16 protein-coding genes are annotated in these 15,388 nt (G+C 71.3%); 7 read left to right on the top strand and 9 right to left on the bottom strand.

Annotated features, from left to right (window positions below):
• Positions 1–23 precede the first annotated feature (23 nt).
• The 3 genes from AC0IW9_RS03230 to AC0IW9_RS03220 all read right to left on the bottom strand — a co-directional run bounded on the left by AC0IW9_RS03230 (position 24) and on the right by AC0IW9_RS03220 (position 2,586).
• The gene (locus AC0IW9_RS03230) at positions 24–878 is read right to left on the bottom strand and encodes an inositol monophosphatase family protein (RefSeq protein WP_471646759.1); all 855 of its coding nucleotides are present in this window, start codon (positions 876–878) and stop codon (positions 24–26) included.
• A gap of 27 nt (positions 879–905) precedes the next feature.
• Entirely contained in the window at positions 906–1,475 is a 570-nt protein-coding gene (efp, locus tag AC0IW9_RS03225; RefSeq protein WP_471646758.1) for an elongation factor P, read from the bottom strand.
• 109 nt (positions 1,476–1,584) lie between these two features.
• Positions 1,585–2,586: a lysine-2,3-aminomutase-like protein gene (locus tag AC0IW9_RS03220; RefSeq protein WP_471646757.1), complete on the bottom strand. Its 1,002-nt coding sequence runs from the start codon at positions 2,584–2,586 to the stop codon at positions 1,585–1,587.
• 11 nt (positions 2,587–2,597) lie between these two features.
• Here AC0IW9_RS03220 and epmA point away from each other — a divergent pair, with 11 nt between their 5' ends.
• Positions 2,598–3,635, top strand: coding sequence for an EF-P lysine aminoacylase EpmA (gene epmA, locus AC0IW9_RS03215; protein WP_471646756.1), 1,038 nt, complete (start codon positions 2,598–2,600; stop codon positions 3,633–3,635).
• On the opposite strand, the gene AC0IW9_RS03210 is transcribed toward epmA, so the two are convergent.
• Genes AC0IW9_RS03210 through AC0IW9_RS03190 form a run of 5 tightly spaced genes read right to left on the bottom strand, consistent with a single transcriptional unit; the run spans position 3,604 to position 9,276 of the window.
• Positions 3,604–4,335, bottom strand: a complete 732-nt coding sequence (locus AC0IW9_RS03210; RefSeq protein ID WP_471646755.1) for an FkbM family methyltransferase — start codon at positions 4,333–4,335, stop codon at positions 3,604–3,606. The genes epmA and AC0IW9_RS03210 overlap by 32 nt on opposite strands.
• On the bottom strand, positions 4,335–5,132 hold the full coding sequence (locus tag AC0IW9_RS03205) for a metallophosphoesterase (protein ID WP_471646754.1): 798 nt from the start codon (positions 5,130–5,132) through the stop codon (positions 4,335–4,337). Before AC0IW9_RS03205 ends, AC0IW9_RS03210 begins: the two co-directional genes overlap by 1 nt.
• Positions 5,132–5,761: a thiamine phosphate synthase gene (gene thiE, locus AC0IW9_RS03200; RefSeq protein WP_471646753.1), complete on the bottom strand. Its 630-nt coding sequence runs from the start codon at positions 5,759–5,761 to the stop codon at positions 5,132–5,134. Before thiE ends, AC0IW9_RS03205 begins: the two co-directional genes overlap by 1 nt.
• A 40-nt stretch (positions 5,762–5,801) precedes the next feature.
• Entirely contained in the window at positions 5,802–6,938 is a 1,137-nt protein-coding gene (locus AC0IW9_RS03195; protein ID WP_471646752.1) for a PrpF domain-containing protein, read from the bottom strand.
• A gap of 22 nt (positions 6,939–6,960) precedes the next feature.
• Positions 6,961–9,276 carry a xanthine dehydrogenase family protein molybdopterin-binding subunit gene (locus AC0IW9_RS03190; protein ID WP_471646751.1) on the bottom strand — a complete coding sequence of 772 codons (2,316 nt, stop codon included), beginning with the start codon at positions 9,274–9,276 and terminating at the stop codon, positions 6,961–6,963.
• A 311-nt stretch (positions 9,277–9,587) separates the two neighbouring features.
• Here AC0IW9_RS03190 and AC0IW9_RS03185 point away from each other — a divergent pair, with 311 nt between their 5' ends.
• The 5 genes from AC0IW9_RS03185 (at position 9,588) to AC0IW9_RS03165 (ending at position 14,443) form a co-directional block, all read left to right on the top strand.
• Positions 9,588–9,959: a hypothetical protein gene (locus AC0IW9_RS03185; RefSeq protein WP_471646750.1), complete on the top strand. Its 372-nt coding sequence runs from the start codon at positions 9,588–9,590 to the stop codon at positions 9,957–9,959.
• Between the two features lie 371 nt (positions 9,960–10,330).
• Complete coding sequence (locus AC0IW9_RS03180; protein ID WP_471646749.1) at positions 10,331–11,470, top strand: acyl-CoA dehydrogenase family protein; 1,140 nt, start codon at positions 10,331–10,333, stop codon at positions 11,468–11,470.
• A gap of 2 nt (positions 11,471–11,472) precedes the next feature.
• The gene (locus tag AC0IW9_RS03175; protein ID WP_471646748.1) at positions 11,473–12,480 is read left to right on the top strand and encodes an acyl-CoA dehydrogenase family protein; all 1,008 of its coding nucleotides are present in this window, start codon (positions 11,473–11,475) and stop codon (positions 12,478–12,480) included.
• Positions 12,477–13,277, top strand: a complete 801-nt coding sequence (locus tag AC0IW9_RS03170; protein ID WP_471646747.1) for a crotonase/enoyl-CoA hydratase family protein — start codon at positions 12,477–12,479, stop codon at positions 13,275–13,277. Before AC0IW9_RS03175 ends, AC0IW9_RS03170 begins: the two co-directional genes overlap by 4 nt.
• 2 nt (positions 13,278–13,279) lie before the next feature.
• Positions 13,280–14,443 (top strand): pyridoxal phosphate-dependent aminotransferase, encoded by a 1,164-nt coding sequence (locus tag AC0IW9_RS03165; RefSeq protein ID WP_471646746.1) that lies wholly within the window; start codon positions 13,280–13,282, stop codon positions 14,441–14,443.
• On the opposite strand, the gene AC0IW9_RS03160 is transcribed toward AC0IW9_RS03165, so the two are convergent.
• Positions 14,440–14,805, bottom strand: coding sequence for a phasin family protein (locus AC0IW9_RS03160; RefSeq protein ID WP_471646745.1), 366 nt, complete (start codon positions 14,803–14,805; stop codon positions 14,440–14,442). The two genes, AC0IW9_RS03165 and AC0IW9_RS03160, sit on opposite strands and share 4 nt — an antisense overlap.
• A 161-nt stretch (positions 14,806–14,966) precedes the next feature.
• Between AC0IW9_RS03160 and AC0IW9_RS03155 the strand changes: the two genes are divergently transcribed.
• A complete protein-coding gene (locus tag AC0IW9_RS03155; RefSeq protein WP_471646744.1) occupies positions 14,967–15,368 on the top strand; it encodes a four-helix bundle copper-binding protein in 402 nt (133 codons plus the stop codon).
• Positions 15,369–15,388: the final 20 nt, after the last annotated feature.

Genomic DNA, 15,388 nt, shown 5'->3' with positions numbered 1-15,388 from the left:
CGGTTTCGCGGGCCGTTGCGCGATCAGCCCGCCTGGCGTGACCGTCCGGCCTCAGCGGCGGCGATCCCCTCGACGACGATGTCCCGAAGCTTGCCGTGCAACGCCTGATTGCCGGCCACCACATTGCCCTGGGCATAGGGATCGCCGCCCTCGGGATCGGTCACGAAGCCACCGGCCTCCTTCACCATCACCAGCCCGGCGGCCATGTCCCACTTGTTCAGGTTCAGCTCCCAGTAGCCGTCGTAGCGGCCGGCGGCCACCCAGGCCAGGTCGAGCGCCGCTGCGCCGAAGCGCCGCACCCCCGCCACCTGCGGCATCAGCCGCGCCAGGGTATGGCTGAACTCGGCCCGCTTCGGCGCCGCGGCGAAGGGGATGCCGGTGGCGAACAGCGCCTCCTTCATCTCGCGCCGGCCGGAGACCCGCAGCCGCTTGTCGTTGAGGAAGGCACCCATGCCCTTCTCGGCCCAGAACAGCTCGTTCGCCGCCGGGTTGTAGATCACCCCGGCGACGATCTCGGACTTCTCGGCGCTGATCCGCTTCTCGATCCCGACGCTGATCGCCCAATGCGGGATGCCGTGCAGGAAATTGGTGGTGCCATCGAGCGGGTCGACCACCCAGCGCCATTCCCAGTCCTCGGCCCCATGCACGCCGCTCTCCTCCATGAGGAAGGCGAAGTTCGGCCGCGCCCGGCCGAGATCGGCGCGGAGGGATTCCTCCGCCCGGATATCGGCCTGGGAGACGAAGTCCCCCGGGCCTTTCGCCGAGACCTGCAGCTGCTCGACCTCGGCGAAGTCGCGCAGCAGGCGCCGGCCGGCCTTCTGCACCGCCGAGACGACGACATTGAGGGCGGGCGAAAGCCGGGGGGAGGAGGGGGCCAAGATACTGTCCTTATCTGCCGCGGTGGATCAGCCCTTGGCCCGTTCCACGTAGGAGGCGTCCTCGGTCTTGACCACGACCTTCTCGCCGGTGGTGACGAAGGGGGGCACCATGGTCTTGATGCCGTTCGAGAGCATCGCCGGCTTGTAGGAGGAGGTTGCGGTCTGCCCCTTCACCACCGGATCGGCCTCGACCACCTCGAGCGTCACCTGCTCCGGCAGGGTCATCGCCACCGGCTCGCTCTCGATGAGGCGGACGTTGACGGTCATGTTCTCGACCAGGAAGGGCAGGCGGTCGCCGAGGATGTCCTTCGGCACCGACGTCTGCTCATAGGTCTCCGGATCCATCAGGATCAGCGTGTCGCCCTCGGCATAGGAATAGGTGAATTCCTTGTCCTCGGTCATCAACCGCTCGACCACATCCGCGGTGCGCCAACGCTGGTCCTTCTTCGACCCCGTCTTGATGTTGCGCATGTCCACCTGGATGATCGCGTTGCCCTTGCCCGGGATCATGATGTTCTGCTTGAGGATGGTGTAGCGCTGGCCTTCGAACTCGATGACCATGCCGGCACGCATCTGGTTGGCTTGCATCTTTGCCATGGGGCGGGACCTGCCGTGTGGGGTTGAATGAGCGACGGCGCCCCGGCGGAGCCGGCGCGTTGGGTGGCCGGGTGTAATAGCGAAGGAAGCAAGTGGCAACCGTCCGCTGTCAGGCCTCGAAGACCGGCCCCAGCGGGACCTTGCCGCCGCCGCCCGGCGTTTCCTGCACATAGGTCGGCCAGGCCAGGCCGGTCACCCGCCGCCGCAGCCCCCGCAGCAGCGCCCGGCCTTCCTCGACCGGCACCGCGAAGCGCGCCGTCCCCGGCGCCGCATCCAGCTGGTGCAGGTAGTAGGGCTTCACCCGGGCCCGCAGCATGGCCCGGAACAGCGCCTCCAGCGCCGCCTCGCTGTCGTTCACCCCGCGCAGCAGCACGCTCTGGCCGAGCAGCACCACCCCCGCCCGCTGCAGCCGCCCCAGCGCCGCGATGGCCTCGGCCGAGAATTCCCGCGCATGGTTGGCATGGACACACAGGTACAGCGGCTTGCCCAGGTCGAGGGCCGCCGCCATGGCCGCCGTCACCAGCCCCGGCGCGGCGACCGGCACCCGGCTGTGGATCCGCAGCAGCTCGATATGCGGGATCGCCGCCAGCCGCCGCAGGATCTCCCCCAGCCGCCGGGCCGAAAGCATCAGCGGGTCGCCGCCGGTCAGGATCGCCTCCCGCACCGCCGGCGTCGCCTCGAACCAGCCGAGCGCCGCCTCCAGCTCGGCCTCGCCCAGCACCCCGCCATCCGGCCCCACCGCCTCCCGCCGGAAGCAGAAGCGGCAATAGACCGGGCAGGCCAGCAGCGGCTTCAGCAGCGCCCGGTCGGGGTAGCGATGCACCACCCCGGGCAGCGGGGTGAAGGGCGCATCCGCGGTCGGGTCGGCGTTCTCGTGCGCCGCCGTCACCAGCTCCGCCGCATCCGGGACGTATTGCCGGGCGATCGGGTCGGCCGGGTCCGCCCGGTCGATCAGCCCGGCGACGGCCGGCGTCACCGCGATGCTGTAGCGGGCGCCGACCCGCGCGGCCCCGGCCAGCGCCGTCTCGGGGATCAGCCCGGCGGCAAGGAGATCGGTGGCGGAGCGGAGCGTTCGGGGTGCCATGGTGCGGCCAGGGCTAATCCCTGGCATGATCGGCTGCAATGGCCTCCCTCCCGACCCGACTGCCCCTTTGGCATCCCGAAGCCCTGGCGAACCGGCTGCCCTTCCTCCGCCGCCGCGCCACCCTGACCGCCGCGACCCGCGCCTTCTTCACCGAACGCGGCTTCACCGAGGTGGAGACCCCGAGCCTGGTCCCGGTCCCCGGCATGGAGGTCCATCTCCACGCCTTCCGCAGCGAATACGTCCCCCATCTCGGCGTCGGCGAGCAGCGCACCCTCTGGCTCCGCACCTCGCCGGAACTGGCACTGAAGCGCCTGCTGGTCGCCGGCGCCGGCCCGGTCTTCGAGCTGGCCCGGGTCTGGCGCAACGGCGAGGCCAGCCCGCGCCACGCCCCCGAATTCACCATGCTGGAATGGTATGCCCCCGGCCTCGGCCTCGCCGGGCTGATGGACCAGGCGGAGGCCTTCATCCGCGCCGTCTGCCCCAGCCATGTCACCCATCTCGATACCACCACCAACCTGCGGCTGCCCTTCGAGCGGCTGACCATGGCCGAGGCCTTCCACCGCTGGTGCAACGGCCTCGACATCCTGGCCACCGAAGGGGATGCCGCCGCCCTCGGCGCCGCCGCGGCGGCCATCGGCATCCCCCCGCGTGAGGGCGAGGGCTGGGAGGACCTGTTCTTCCGCCTGCTGCTGGAACGGGTGGAGCCCAACCTCGGCCGCGACCGCGCCACCTTCCTCACCCATTGGCCGGCGCCCCAGGCGGCGCTCGCCCGGCGCGACCCCGCCGACCCCCGCGCCGCCCTGCGCTTCGAGCTCTTCGCCGCCGGGCTCGAGCTGGCCAATGCCTTCGACGAGCTGACCGATGCCGCCGAGCAGCGCGCCCGCTTCGCAGCCGACGTCGCCGCCCGCCGGGCGCTGCACCCCGGCGAGGGCTGGGACGTGGACGAGGATTTCCTCGCCGCGCTGGAACACGGCATGCCCGCCGGCAGCGGCATCGCCCTCGGCTTCGACCGGCTGGCCATGCTGGCCAGCGGCGCGCGGTCGATCAGCGACGTGCTGTGGCTGCCCCAGTTCTGAGCGCCGCCAGCATCCCGTCGCGGCTCTCCCGCGGCAGGAAGTAGAAAACGAAGACATAGGGGTCGGAAGCCGCGAAGACCGTCGGATCGGCGCTCGCCACCTGCATGGTCGCCCGGTCGAAGCCGGCCATCGGCCGCCAGTCGTCCCAATGCTCCCAGAAGCCGTCGTAGCCCAGCGCATCGAGATAGGCCGGCACCGCCCAGGTCGCCCCCGGCCGGTGCCGCTCCTCGATCTCGACCGAGAGCACCGGGCGGCAGCGCAGCAGCGTCTCCCGCCCGCCGCGCAGCACCTCGTACTCGGCGCCCTCGGCATCCAGCTTCACCGCCGTCAGGTCATCGAGGCCGAATTCATCGAGCCGCCGCAGCGGCACGGTGACGCGCTGCTCGGCGACGCGCGACCCATGCCCGGCGTAGTCCTTGGCCATGCTGGCCCATTGCTCGTTCGGCACGCCATCCACCACCGGCAGACGCAGCACCGCCTCGCCGACCGCATCCCCCAGCGCCTCCTCGCGGATGGTGACGTTGCCGAGGCCGGCGACGGCCGCCCGTAGCCTGGCGAAGCTCGCCGGCAACGGCTCGAAGGCCAGCACGCGGGCGCCGGGGAGGGCGGCCAGCGGCAGGGTGAAGCCGCCATCATGCGCGCCGACGTCCAGCAGGGTGCCGGGCCGGTGCAGGCAGCGATGGAAGCCGATCTCGTCCACTAGGCGGTCGCCCGCAGCACCCTGTACCGCCCCGTCTCGAGCTGCGCACCGGCGACCACGCCCGTGACGGCGCTGCCGCCATCGAGGTTCAGCCGCCCCTCCGCCAGCACATGCGGATCCTCCATCCCGGTGAAGGGCTTCTGCTTGGCCGGCGGGGTATGCCCATGCACCACCACCGTGCCGCCGAAGCCGCCGTGCCAATCGAGGAAGCCGCCGGTGATCCAGGCCCAGTGCTTCGGCCGCCGCGCGATGTCGTCCCAGGGCAGCGCCAGGAAGGCGTCCCGGTCCTGCGCCGGGTCCAGCCCGGCATGCACCAGCAGCAGGTTGCCGATCGCCACATGCGAGACCGCCCGGCCCAGCGCCGCCTCCGTCCGCTGGCCCAGTGCCGACCGCAGCATCGCCGCATCCGGCACCTGCCCCAGCTGCCCGCTGGCCGCCTGCAGCTCGCCCAGCATCGTCTCGCCGTTCAGCGAGAGCCAGAGGTCGCGCGCCGCGGCATCCCCGCGCGCCGCCAGCAGCATCATCTGCTCATGGTTGCCCAGCAGCCGGTCCACCCGGGCAATCCCCGGCACCGGCTCGGCCTTGGCCCAGCGCCGCAGGCAGCCGATGCCATCCGGCCCGCGATCGATCATGTCGCCGAGGAAGACCAGCCGCGGCGCCGCCACCGGCAGCAGCCCGGCGATCCCGGCCAGCATCGTCTCGAACAGATCCGTGCAGCCATGCACGTCGCCCACCGCGAAGACCGTCTCGCCGGCGGTCTCGATGGGCGCCGCGATCCAGTCCCCCGCCGTGAACATCAGCCGGCCGCCTCCAGGATCGCCCGGTTCATCGCCTTGACTCCCGCCGCCGACCCGTCCGGATGGTTCCAGACCGCGCCCACCACCGCCAGGAAATTCGCCCCCGCCTGGACCAGCGGCGCGCAATTCGCCGCGGTGATCCCGCCGATGGCCACCGAGGGCACCTCGAAGACCTCCGACCACCACTCCAGCACCTCCAGCTCGGCGGCCTCGGTGACGTCCTTGGTGGTGGTGGGGAAGAAGGCGCCGAAGGCGACGTAGTCGGCGCCCTGCTCGCCCGCCCGCATCGCCAGGTGGCGGCTGCCGTGGCAGGTGACGCCGAGGATGCGGCCGTCCAGCAGCTTGCGGGCCGCGACGTGATCGCCATCGGATTGCCCGAGATGCGCCCCGTCGCAGCCCATCTCCACCGCCAGCGCCGCATCGTCGTTCAGCAGGAAGGCCACGTCCCGCGCCTGGGCGATGGGCATCAGCTCCTCGATCGCCCGCCGCACCTCGTCCGGCGCGGCATCCTTCAGCCGGAGCTGCAGGCTGGCGACATCCCCGGCATCCAGCGCCTGCGCGAGGGTCCAGGCAAAGCCCGGCGGCAGTACGGGCGGGGTGATCAGATAGAGGCGGCAATCGGGTTCCATGCCCCCTCTTTGGCGCGCCGCGCCCGCTTTGGGAAGCGTCTCAGCCCGGGACCGCCACCGCCCCCTGCATCAGCCGCCGCTGGGTGCGGAAGACCACCGCGCTTTCGGCCTGCCAGCCGTCGTTCCCCAGCCGCACCTCCGCCCCCACCGTCAGCATGCCGGAGGGATGCGCCACCCGGATCTCCTCCGGCCGCACCCCGCGCCGCGCCAGCGCATGCGGGATGCTGCCCTCGATCCGGCAGGCGACGGCGAGGCCCATCGCCCCGGTCATCGGCACCGCCCGGTGCGGCCGCTCCATCGAGAGCATCCGCACCGTGACGTCATGCCCCGCCGGGTCCAGCACCTGGCCGTCCAAGGTCCGGGCCGCGGTCGGCCCGGCGACGAAGGCGATGCGCGGGCTGGCCAGCCCCACCGCCTCCGGCGTCGCGCCCAGCCCCATCGCCACGCCGGCGATCCGCCGGATGCGGTCGAGCAGCGCCATCAGGTCCGGCCGCGCCTCGATCTCCTCCGGGCTCTCGGCCCCGGTCAGCCCCAAATCCCGCGCATCGACGAAGGCCGCTGGGTTCGCCGCATCCACCAGCGTCGCCCGCAGCGGCCCGAAGCCCGGTACCTCCAGCACATCGACCACATTGCCGCTCGGCAGCAGGGCAGGGGTCTGCGACCCGCCCGGCGAGAGGAAATCGAGCCGGATGCGCGCCCCGGTCCCGGCGACGCCGGCGATGGCGAAGTCGCCCCGCACCTCCGCCTTGCCGTCCCGCACCGGGAAACGCGCCTCGATGATCTTCCGGGTGTTCACCTGATGGATGCGCACCAGCGCCTCCCCATCCGCCACCCGCACCAGCCCCTCATCCACCGCGAAGGGGCCGACGGCTGAGGACAGGTTGCCGCAATTCCCCTTCCAGTCGACCACCGGCCTATCCACCGCCACCTGGGCGAAGGTGTAGTCGACATCCGCCTCCGGATGCGTCGGCGGCCCGATGATGACGCCCTTCGACAGCGAGGAAATCCCGCCCCCCATCCCATCGAGCTGCCGCCCATAGGGATCCGGGCTGCCCAGCACGCCGAGCAGGATCGGGTCGATCGCCGCGCGGTCGCCCGGCAGGTCCCGCGCATGGAAGAACACGCCCTTCGACGACCCGCCGCGGATGAAGGCCGCCGGGATGAAGTCCTGGGTCATGGCTTGCCTCCGGCAAGACGGCTCACGCCGCCACCTTGCCGCTCAGCACCCGCCACACCTTCTCCGGCGTCACCGGCATGTCGATATGCCCGACCTCCAGCGCCTCGCAGATCGCCGAGACGATCGCCGGCGGCGCGCCGCAGGCCCCGCCCTCGCCGGCGCCCTTCACCCCGAGGTCGTTGTTCGGGCATGGCACGATGTTGAAGCCGAGGTCGAAGTCCGGCGCATCGGCCGCCCGCGGCATGCAGTAGTCCTGGAAGGTCGCGGTCAGGAACTGCCCGCTTTCCTTGTCGTACAAGGCATGCTCCAGCAGCGCCTGGCCGATGCCGGACATGATGCCGCCATGGCTCTGCCCATGCACGAGCATCGGGTTGATGACATTGCCCACGTCGTCCACCGCCGCATAGCGCACGATGGCGACCTGCCCGGTATCCTCGTCGATCTCCACCTCGGCCACGTGGCAGCCATTGGGGAAATTGCATTCCGTGTTGCGGGTGTACAGCAAGGCCTCGTCCAGCCCCGGCGCCTCGCCCTCCGGCGGGCTCTGCGCCGCCTCGTAGACGCGGTCCCAGCCGACGCTCAGGTCGGTCCCCGCCACCCGGAAGGTACCGCGGTCGAATTCCACGTCATCGACGCCGGCCTCCAGCAGCTGCGCCGCCAGCCGCCGCCCCTTGGCGACCACCAGCTCCGAGGCCCGGCTGATCGCCACGCCGCCCATCTGCGAGGAGCGCGAGCCGCCGGTGCCATTGCCCTGCTCGACCACGTCGGTATCGCCCTGCACCAGCCGCACCTTCTCGAAGGGCACGCCGAGCTTGTCGTGCAGCACCTGGGCATAGGCGGTCTCATGCCCCTGGCCATGGCTGAAGGTGCCGACCGTCACCGAGACCATCCCATCCGGCTCGAACCGCACCCGCGCCCATTCGCTCGGCTGGCCGCCCGAGGCCTCGATGAAATAGCCGATGCCGATCCCGCGCCGCTTGCCCTGCGCGGCGGCGGCCGCCTTCCGCGCCGGGAAGCCGTCCCAGTCCGCCAGCTTCAGCGCCATCGCCTGGGTCTCGGCGAACAACCCGCTGTCGATCGCATTGCCGACGACGTTGGTATAGGGGATCTGCTCCGGCCGGATGTAGTTGCGCCGCCGGATCTCGTCCCGCCCGATGCCGAGCGCCGCCGCACCCTTGTCCAGCAGCCGCTCCAGCACATAGGCCTGCTCCGGCCGCCCGGCGCCGCGATAGGCGTCCGTCGGCGTGGTATTGGTGAAGACGCAGCTCACCTGGCAGTTCAGCGCCTGGATGTCGTAGACCGTGCCCATGATCCGCCCGCCGGCGACCGTCGGCACCCGCGGCCCGAAATCCTGCAGATAGGCGCCCATCGCCGCCAAGGTGCGGATCTTTACCCCCAGCACCTTGCCATCCGCACCCAAGGCCATCTCGGCCTTCGTCACATGGTCCCGGCCATGCGGGTCGCACTGGAAGGTCTCGGTCCTGCCGCTGATCCACTTCACCGGCCGCCCGAGCCTCTTCGCCGCCCAGAGCACCATCCCGGACTCCGGAAAGATCTTCCCCCGCAGCCCGAAGCCGCCGCCGACATCCGGCGAGATCACCCGCAGCTTGTCCTTTGGCACCTTCAGGATCAGCTTCGCCAGCCCATCCTGCACCCGCATCACGCCCTGGGTCGGCGAGTGCAAGGTGTAGCTCCCCGTCGCCGCATCGTATTCGCCGAGCGCGACGCGCGGCTCCATCGGGTTGCCGACCAGCCGGTTCTGCACCAGTTCGACCGAGACGGTATGCGCCGCCTTGGCGAAGCCCGCTTCGGCCTCCGCCTCCCGCCCGCTGTCCCAGAGCACGCAGAGGTTGCTGCCATGCTCCTCCCAGATCACCGGCGCCTCCGGCTCCAGCGCGCCGCCGGTATCGGTGACGCTCGGCAGGATCTCGTACTCCACCTCGATCAGCTCGGCGGCGTCCTGCGCCTCCGCCCGGCTCTCGGCCACGACCAACGCCACCGGGTCGCCGACGAAGCGCACCTTGCTGGTCTGCAGGATCTCCCGCGGCGTCGGGAAGAGCTTGGCCCCGCCCTTGCCCGGCACGTCCACCATGACCGGGAAATGCCCGATCCCGTCGGCCGCCGCATCCCGCCCCGTCAGCACCGCCACCACCCCCGGCGCCGCCCGGGCCGCCGCGACGTCGATCGAGACGATCCGCGCATGCGCATGCGGGCTGCGCAGCACGTAGGCATGCGCCTGGCCCGGGGCGCTGATGTCGTCGGTATAGGTGCCACGCCCGGTCAGCAGCCGGACGTCTTCCTTGCGCCGCACCGGTTGGCCAATGCCGAATTTATCCACGTTGCCACCCCATTCGCTTCGGGTGGGAGGAAAGCCTTGTGGAGGGAGGAAGGCAAGGCTTGGGCGTTGCTGCAGGCTTTAACCTGAGCGCCACCAGCAGGTTACGTGAGGCAATACAGAGTGCTGAACATCTCTGCATAACGGGATGGCCCCTCATCCAATGTTTATAAGGGCCTCATTCAGCATCCAGGAAAATAAATATTTGCAGATGCCGTTCCAAATTGGGGTGTTTCAGGCGCGGTTATTTTGTGGCAACTTGGCGGTGTCAGGGGGCGTTGTCTGAGCCATCACGTTTACACCAAGGATGACTTATGGCTAAGCACGACGACATGCCGCGGCACGATGACCCAACCGAGCTTGAGCCGCGGCCGCAACCCCTGCCTGACAGCGGGCCTACGGCGACGCTTGCCCAGTTACGCCAGGACATCGTGAGTGGGTCGACGGGCGACAAGGTTGCTGTCCTAGACCCGTCGATGGCCTCTCTCGGGACTGACGATGAAGCCGCTGGCGAGCCTCCGTCGCCGGAGATGATCGCGGCGGTCCGCGAAGCCGAACGTTCGGAGAAGCACTCACCTCTGGTGCCAACCGATGCCCCAGGTGATCCAAGGCGCTTGAAGATGGTCGGAGCCATTGCCCTGGCGGTGGTTCTGGCAGCAGTCATGCTGTGGGGTTCGTTCGCCTGACACGCTGCTGACATGACGCCGCGGACATGATGTGCTTCGGTTTGACGGCTGGTATCCGGCGCGATGGCCCAGCTGCCGCAGCCCGCTACCCCGGGGCTGCTTAGGGGCTCCGCCGCCTCGCCTTTACCATCCTGAAGTCCAACCGCCGACGCTTACTCTCACGGGACCGCTTCCGCGCCGTCATCGGCGCCCTCGTTCGCCGCCTCAACCCTCCGCGTTCCGGAGGGTTGAACAGCCCAGGGTCAGGGCCGGGCTTCGGCTCCGGCGGGGGCCTGGGGGCTGGTCCCCAACCTTCCCTGGCCTTCCCCCCCTGGCGCCCCGCGCCGATCTGCGCCACCAAGGCCCCCAAGACCAACCTCGGGAGAGACGGCATGGCGGGCCTCCGCTTCGACCTACGGGACACCCCACCGGGCGCCCCCGCCCTCCGCGCCAGCCTCCGCGCCTTCCTGGCCGAGGCCGGGCGCGACTGGCCGCCCATCGTCCCGGCCTATTCCTGGATGGGCTTCGACCGCGAATTCTCCCGCGAGGTCGGCAAGCGCGGCTGGATCGGCATGACCTGGCCCGCGGCCTATGGTGGCGGCGAGCGCAGCGCCATGGAGCGCTACGTCGTGCTGGAGGAGATGCTGGCCGTCGGCGCCCCGGTCGGCGCCCACTGGATCGGCGATAGGCAATCCGGCCCCCTCATCCTCCGCCTCGGCACCGAGGAGCAGCGCCGCGAATTCCTCCCCCGCATCATCCGCGGCGAGTTGGCCTTCGCCATCGGCCTGTCCGAGCCCGACAGCGGCTCCGACCTCGCCAGCCTGCGGACGCGCGCCGAGAAGGTCCCCGGCGGCTGGCGCATCAACGGCCGCAAGGTCTGGACCACCAACGCCCACCGCTGCGACTTCATGATCGCCCTGCTGCGGACCGGCCCCGCCCAGGACCCCAAGGCCCGCCATCAGGGCCTCAGCCAGTTCCTGGTCGACTGCCGCCTGTCGGGCATCTCCATCCGCCCCATCCTCGACCTGGTGGGGGAGGAGGGCTTCAACGAGATCACCTTCGACGACGTCTTCGTCCCCGATTCCATGCTGGTCGGCACCGAGGGCCAGGGCTGGGAACAGGCGACCGCCGAACTCGCCTTCGAGCGCGCCGGTCCCGAGCGCTACCTCTCCTCCCTCCCGCTGCTGACCGAGGCGCTCGACGACCTCCGCGCCGAGCCCGCCGCGCCAGAGGCGGTCGGCCGCCTGCTCGCCCGCGCCGGCACCCTGCGGCAGATGTCGCTCGCCGTCGCCGGCATGCTGCAGGACGGCAAGACGCCCGCGCGGGAGGCCGCGCTGGTGAAGGACGCCGGCAACGACTACGAGCAATCCCTGCCCGAGAAGATCCGCGCCCTGGTGGACCCCGCCCGCACCCCGCCGCAGGTGCAGGAGATGCTGGGCCTGATGACCATGGTCGCCCGCAGCTACAGCCTGCGCGGCGGCACCCGCGAAATCCTGCGCGGCATCATCGCCCGCCAGCTGGGGCTCCGCTGAGCATGAGCGAGATCCGCGACATCCTGGTCGAGCAGGTCGAGCGCCTGCTGGCCGACCGCTCCAGCCCCGCGCTGCTGCGCGCCGCCGAGACCGGCACCTGGCCGGAGGCCCTCTGGGCCGAGGTCGAGTCGCTCGGCCTGCCGCTGGCCATGCTGCCGGAGGACCAGGGCGGCGCCGGCCTCGGCTGGGGCGATGCGACCGCCGTCTGGCACGTGCTCGGCCGCCACGGCGCGCCGGTGCCGCTGGCCGAGAGCATGGCCGCCGGCGGCCTCCTCGCCGCGGCCGGCATCGCCGCCCCCGCCGGGATGCTGGCCCTGGTGGTGCCGCGGGAGCCCGGCCTGCCCTGGGGCCGCAAGGCCGACCACCTGGTCGGCATCGTCGACGGCAGCCTGGTCCTGCATCCGGCGACCGCGCATAAGCATGCCCGCCAGCCCATCTCGCGGCTGCCCTACGACAGCCGCGTGCCCGGCCCCCGCACCGCCGCCGCCGCCCTGCCGCCGGCGCTGGGCCCCGATGCCGCCCTGCTCGCCGGCGCGCTGCTCCATGCGGCGCTCATCGCCGGGGCGCTGGAGGCGGTGCTCGACATGACGGTGGACTACGCCAATACCCGCAAGCAATTCGGCCGCGCCATCGGCGGCTTCCAGGCGGTGCAGCAGCTGCTCGCCCGCTGCGCCGGGGAGGTCGCCGCCACCGCCGTCGCCGTCGCCAATGCCGGCCGCGCCGCCGACCGCCGCGGCCTGGCGGGGGCCGAATTCGAGATCGCCAGCGCCAAGGTCGTGGCCGGGGAGGCCGCCGGCATCGCCGCCGACATCGTCCACCAGGTGCATGCCGCCATCGGCTTCACGGATGAACACCCGCTGCACCTCTTCACCCGCCGCCTCTGGGCCTGGCGCGATGCCTGCGGCCCGGAGCGCCTCTGGGCCGGCCGCATCGGCACCGCCGCGCTCGCCCGCGGCGGCAGCAATCTTTGGGCCGACCTGACCAGCCGAGACGAGGAAACCGCCGCATGACCGACTACGTGAAATACGAGCAGGACGGCCCGATCGTCACGCTCACCCTGAACGCGCCGGAGAAGCGCAACGCCATCTCCACCTTCCAGGATTGCGACGACGTCGTCGCCGCCGTCCACCGGGTGAACCGCGACCGCTCGGTGCGCTGCGTCATCCTCACCGGCGCCGGCACCGCCTTCTGCGCCGGCGGCGACCTCAAGGCCATGCGCGACCGCCGCGGCATCCTCGAGGGCAGCCATGCCGACGTGCGGGAGAACTACCGCCGCGGCGTCCAGGCCATGGCCAATGCGCTGTATGACTGCGACGCGCCCACCATCGCCGCGGTGAACGGCCCGGCCATCGGCCTCGGCCTCGACGTCGCCTGCATGTGCGACATGCGCATCGCCTCCGACAAGGCCGCCTTCGCCGAGAGCTTCGTCAAGGTCGGCATCGTCCCCGGCGATGGCGGCGCCTGGCTGCTGCCGCGCGTCGTCGGCATGTCCGTCGCCGCCGAGATGAGCTTCACGGGTGACCTCCTCTCCCCGCAGGAAGCCAAGGACGTCCGCCTGGTCTCCAAGGTCGTCCCGCATGAGGAGCTGATGGCCGCCGCCCTGGCGCTCGCCGGCCGCATCGCCGCCAACCCGCCGGAGATGGTCCGCATGACCAAGAAGCTGCTGCGCGAGGGCCAGCACACCCGCCTCTCGACGCTGCTCGAGATGTCCGCCGCCTTCCAGGCCCTGGCGCATACGACGGAAGACCACAAGGAAGCCGTCAACGCCATGCTCGAGAAGCGCAAGCCCACCTTCACCGGACGCTGACCATGTCGCCTTTCACCGGCCCGCGCGGCACCATCGCCGCGCTGGAATCCTCCAAGATCCGGGAAGTCTTCAACGCGGGCCAGGGCATCCCCGGCCTCATCCCGCTCTGGGTCGGTGAGGGCGACATCGCCACGCCCGATTTCATCCGCCGCGCCGCCGCCGACTCGCTCGCGGCCGGGGAGACCTTCTATTCCTCGAACCTCGGCATCGAGGAGCTGCGCGCCGCGATCTCCCGCTACCAGCGGCGCCGCGGCCGCAGCATCGGGACCGACCGCATCTGCGCCACCAGCAGCGGCGTGAATGCCATCATGCTCGCCTGCCAGGCGGTGCTCGACCCCGGCGACCAGGCGGTGACGCTGGCGCCGCACTGGCCCAACATCGGCGCCATCCCGCAGATCCTCGGCGCCGACCTCCGCACCGTGCCGCTGCACCTCTCGCAAGGCCTCTGGCGCGTCGATGTCGAACAACTCCTCGCCGCCATCACGCCGGCGACGAAGCTCGCCCTGCTGAACTCCCCCGGCAACCCCACCGGCTTCGCCTTCACCGCGGCGGAACAGCGCGCCATCCTCGACCACTGCCGCCGCACCGGCACCTGGATCCTGGCCGACGAGGTCTACGACCGGATCTACTTCGAAGGCGCTTCGGCGCCCTCCTTCCTCGACATCGCCACGCCCGAGGACCGGGTCATCAGCGTCAACAGCTTCTCCAAGTCCTGGGCCATGACCGGCTGGCGCCTCGGCTGGCTGGTGGCGCCGCCGGCGCTGCTCGATGGCCTCGCCAAGATCGTCGAGTACAATACCTCCTGCGCCCCGGTCTTCGTGCAGCGCGCCGGCGTCGCCGCGCTGGATGAGGGCGACGACTTCGTCGCCGAGCTGGCCGGGCGCTTCCACCGGCTGCGGGACATGACCGCCGCCGCGCTGGCCACCATCCCCGGCATCACCGCCCCGGTCGCCTCCGGCGGGCTCTACAGCTTCTTCCGGGTGGCGGGCCTGACCGACAGCCTGGCCGCCGCCAAGCGCATGGCGCATGAGGCCAAGGTCGGCCTCGCCCCCGGTTCGGCCTTCGGCCCGGGCGGGGAGGGGCATTTCCGGCTCTGCTACGCCCAGCAGGACGCGACCCTGGCGGAGGCGCTGGACCGCCTCACCGGATACCTGCGGAAGGGCTAGGCCTCACCCTCGGGCGGCCGCATCGCCTGGTCGAGCAGCGCCACCGCCTCGCCCTGCATCCGGGTCATCAGCGCGGCGATCTCCTCCGCCGTCTGCAGGCTCAGCGCCCGCGCATCCGCCAGCATGGCGACCACCGCCTGCGCCTGTTCCGGCGGCGCCTCGGCCGTGGCCACCCGCCGCGCCGTCTCGGTCATCTGCGCAAAAGTCCGGCGGGTCAGCGCCGCATGCTGCGCCGCCGCCTGCTGCATCCAGCCCAGCGCCAGCCGGTTGGCGGCCGTCACCATCTCCAGCCCATGCCGGTGCATCGCCAGCAGGTCCGGTGCCTGCGGCGGCACCAGCGGCCGATACCTGTCACCATCCATCGAAACCATGCCCGTCATTGCCGATCGGGGACGAAGCATGCCGGGGCCGCGCCGCCCGCGCCAGCGGGATCTGCGCGGCCGCCCGGCGGCCGGAACGAGCGGGAGCCAAGCCCCCCGGCCGGGCGTTCCCTGGTGCGCAACCCGCCCGAGGAGTTCCCACGATGGACCATCTGCAGGACATGCTCCGGACCCACCCGCACCAGCCGTCGGCGATGGAGACGATCCGCGCCTGCATCGAGGCCTGCTTCGACTGCGCCCAGACCTGCACCAATTGCGCCGATGCCTGCCTGGCCGAGCCGCACCTGCCGGAGCTGGTGCATTGCATCCGCCTCAACCTCGATTGCGCCGACCTCTGCGGCGCCGCCGGCCGCATTGTCGCCCGGCTGACCAAGCCGAACCGGGCGATGACCGAGGCGGCGCTCCAGGCCTGCCTCACGGCCTGCGGCGCCTGCGGCGACGAATGCCGGCGCCATGCCGGCATGCATGCGCATTGCCGCATCTGCGCCGAGGCCTGCGACGCCTGCGCCAAGGCCTGCCGGGCGCTGCTGGACGAGATGGCCTAGCCCGCCGCCACCATCCGGCG

This window comes from Belnapia sp. AC561 (genome assembly GCF_979252845.1).
The sequence above is the reverse complement of the archived record's forward strand: the minus strand, read 5'-3'. Positions and strand labels throughout refer to the sequence as shown.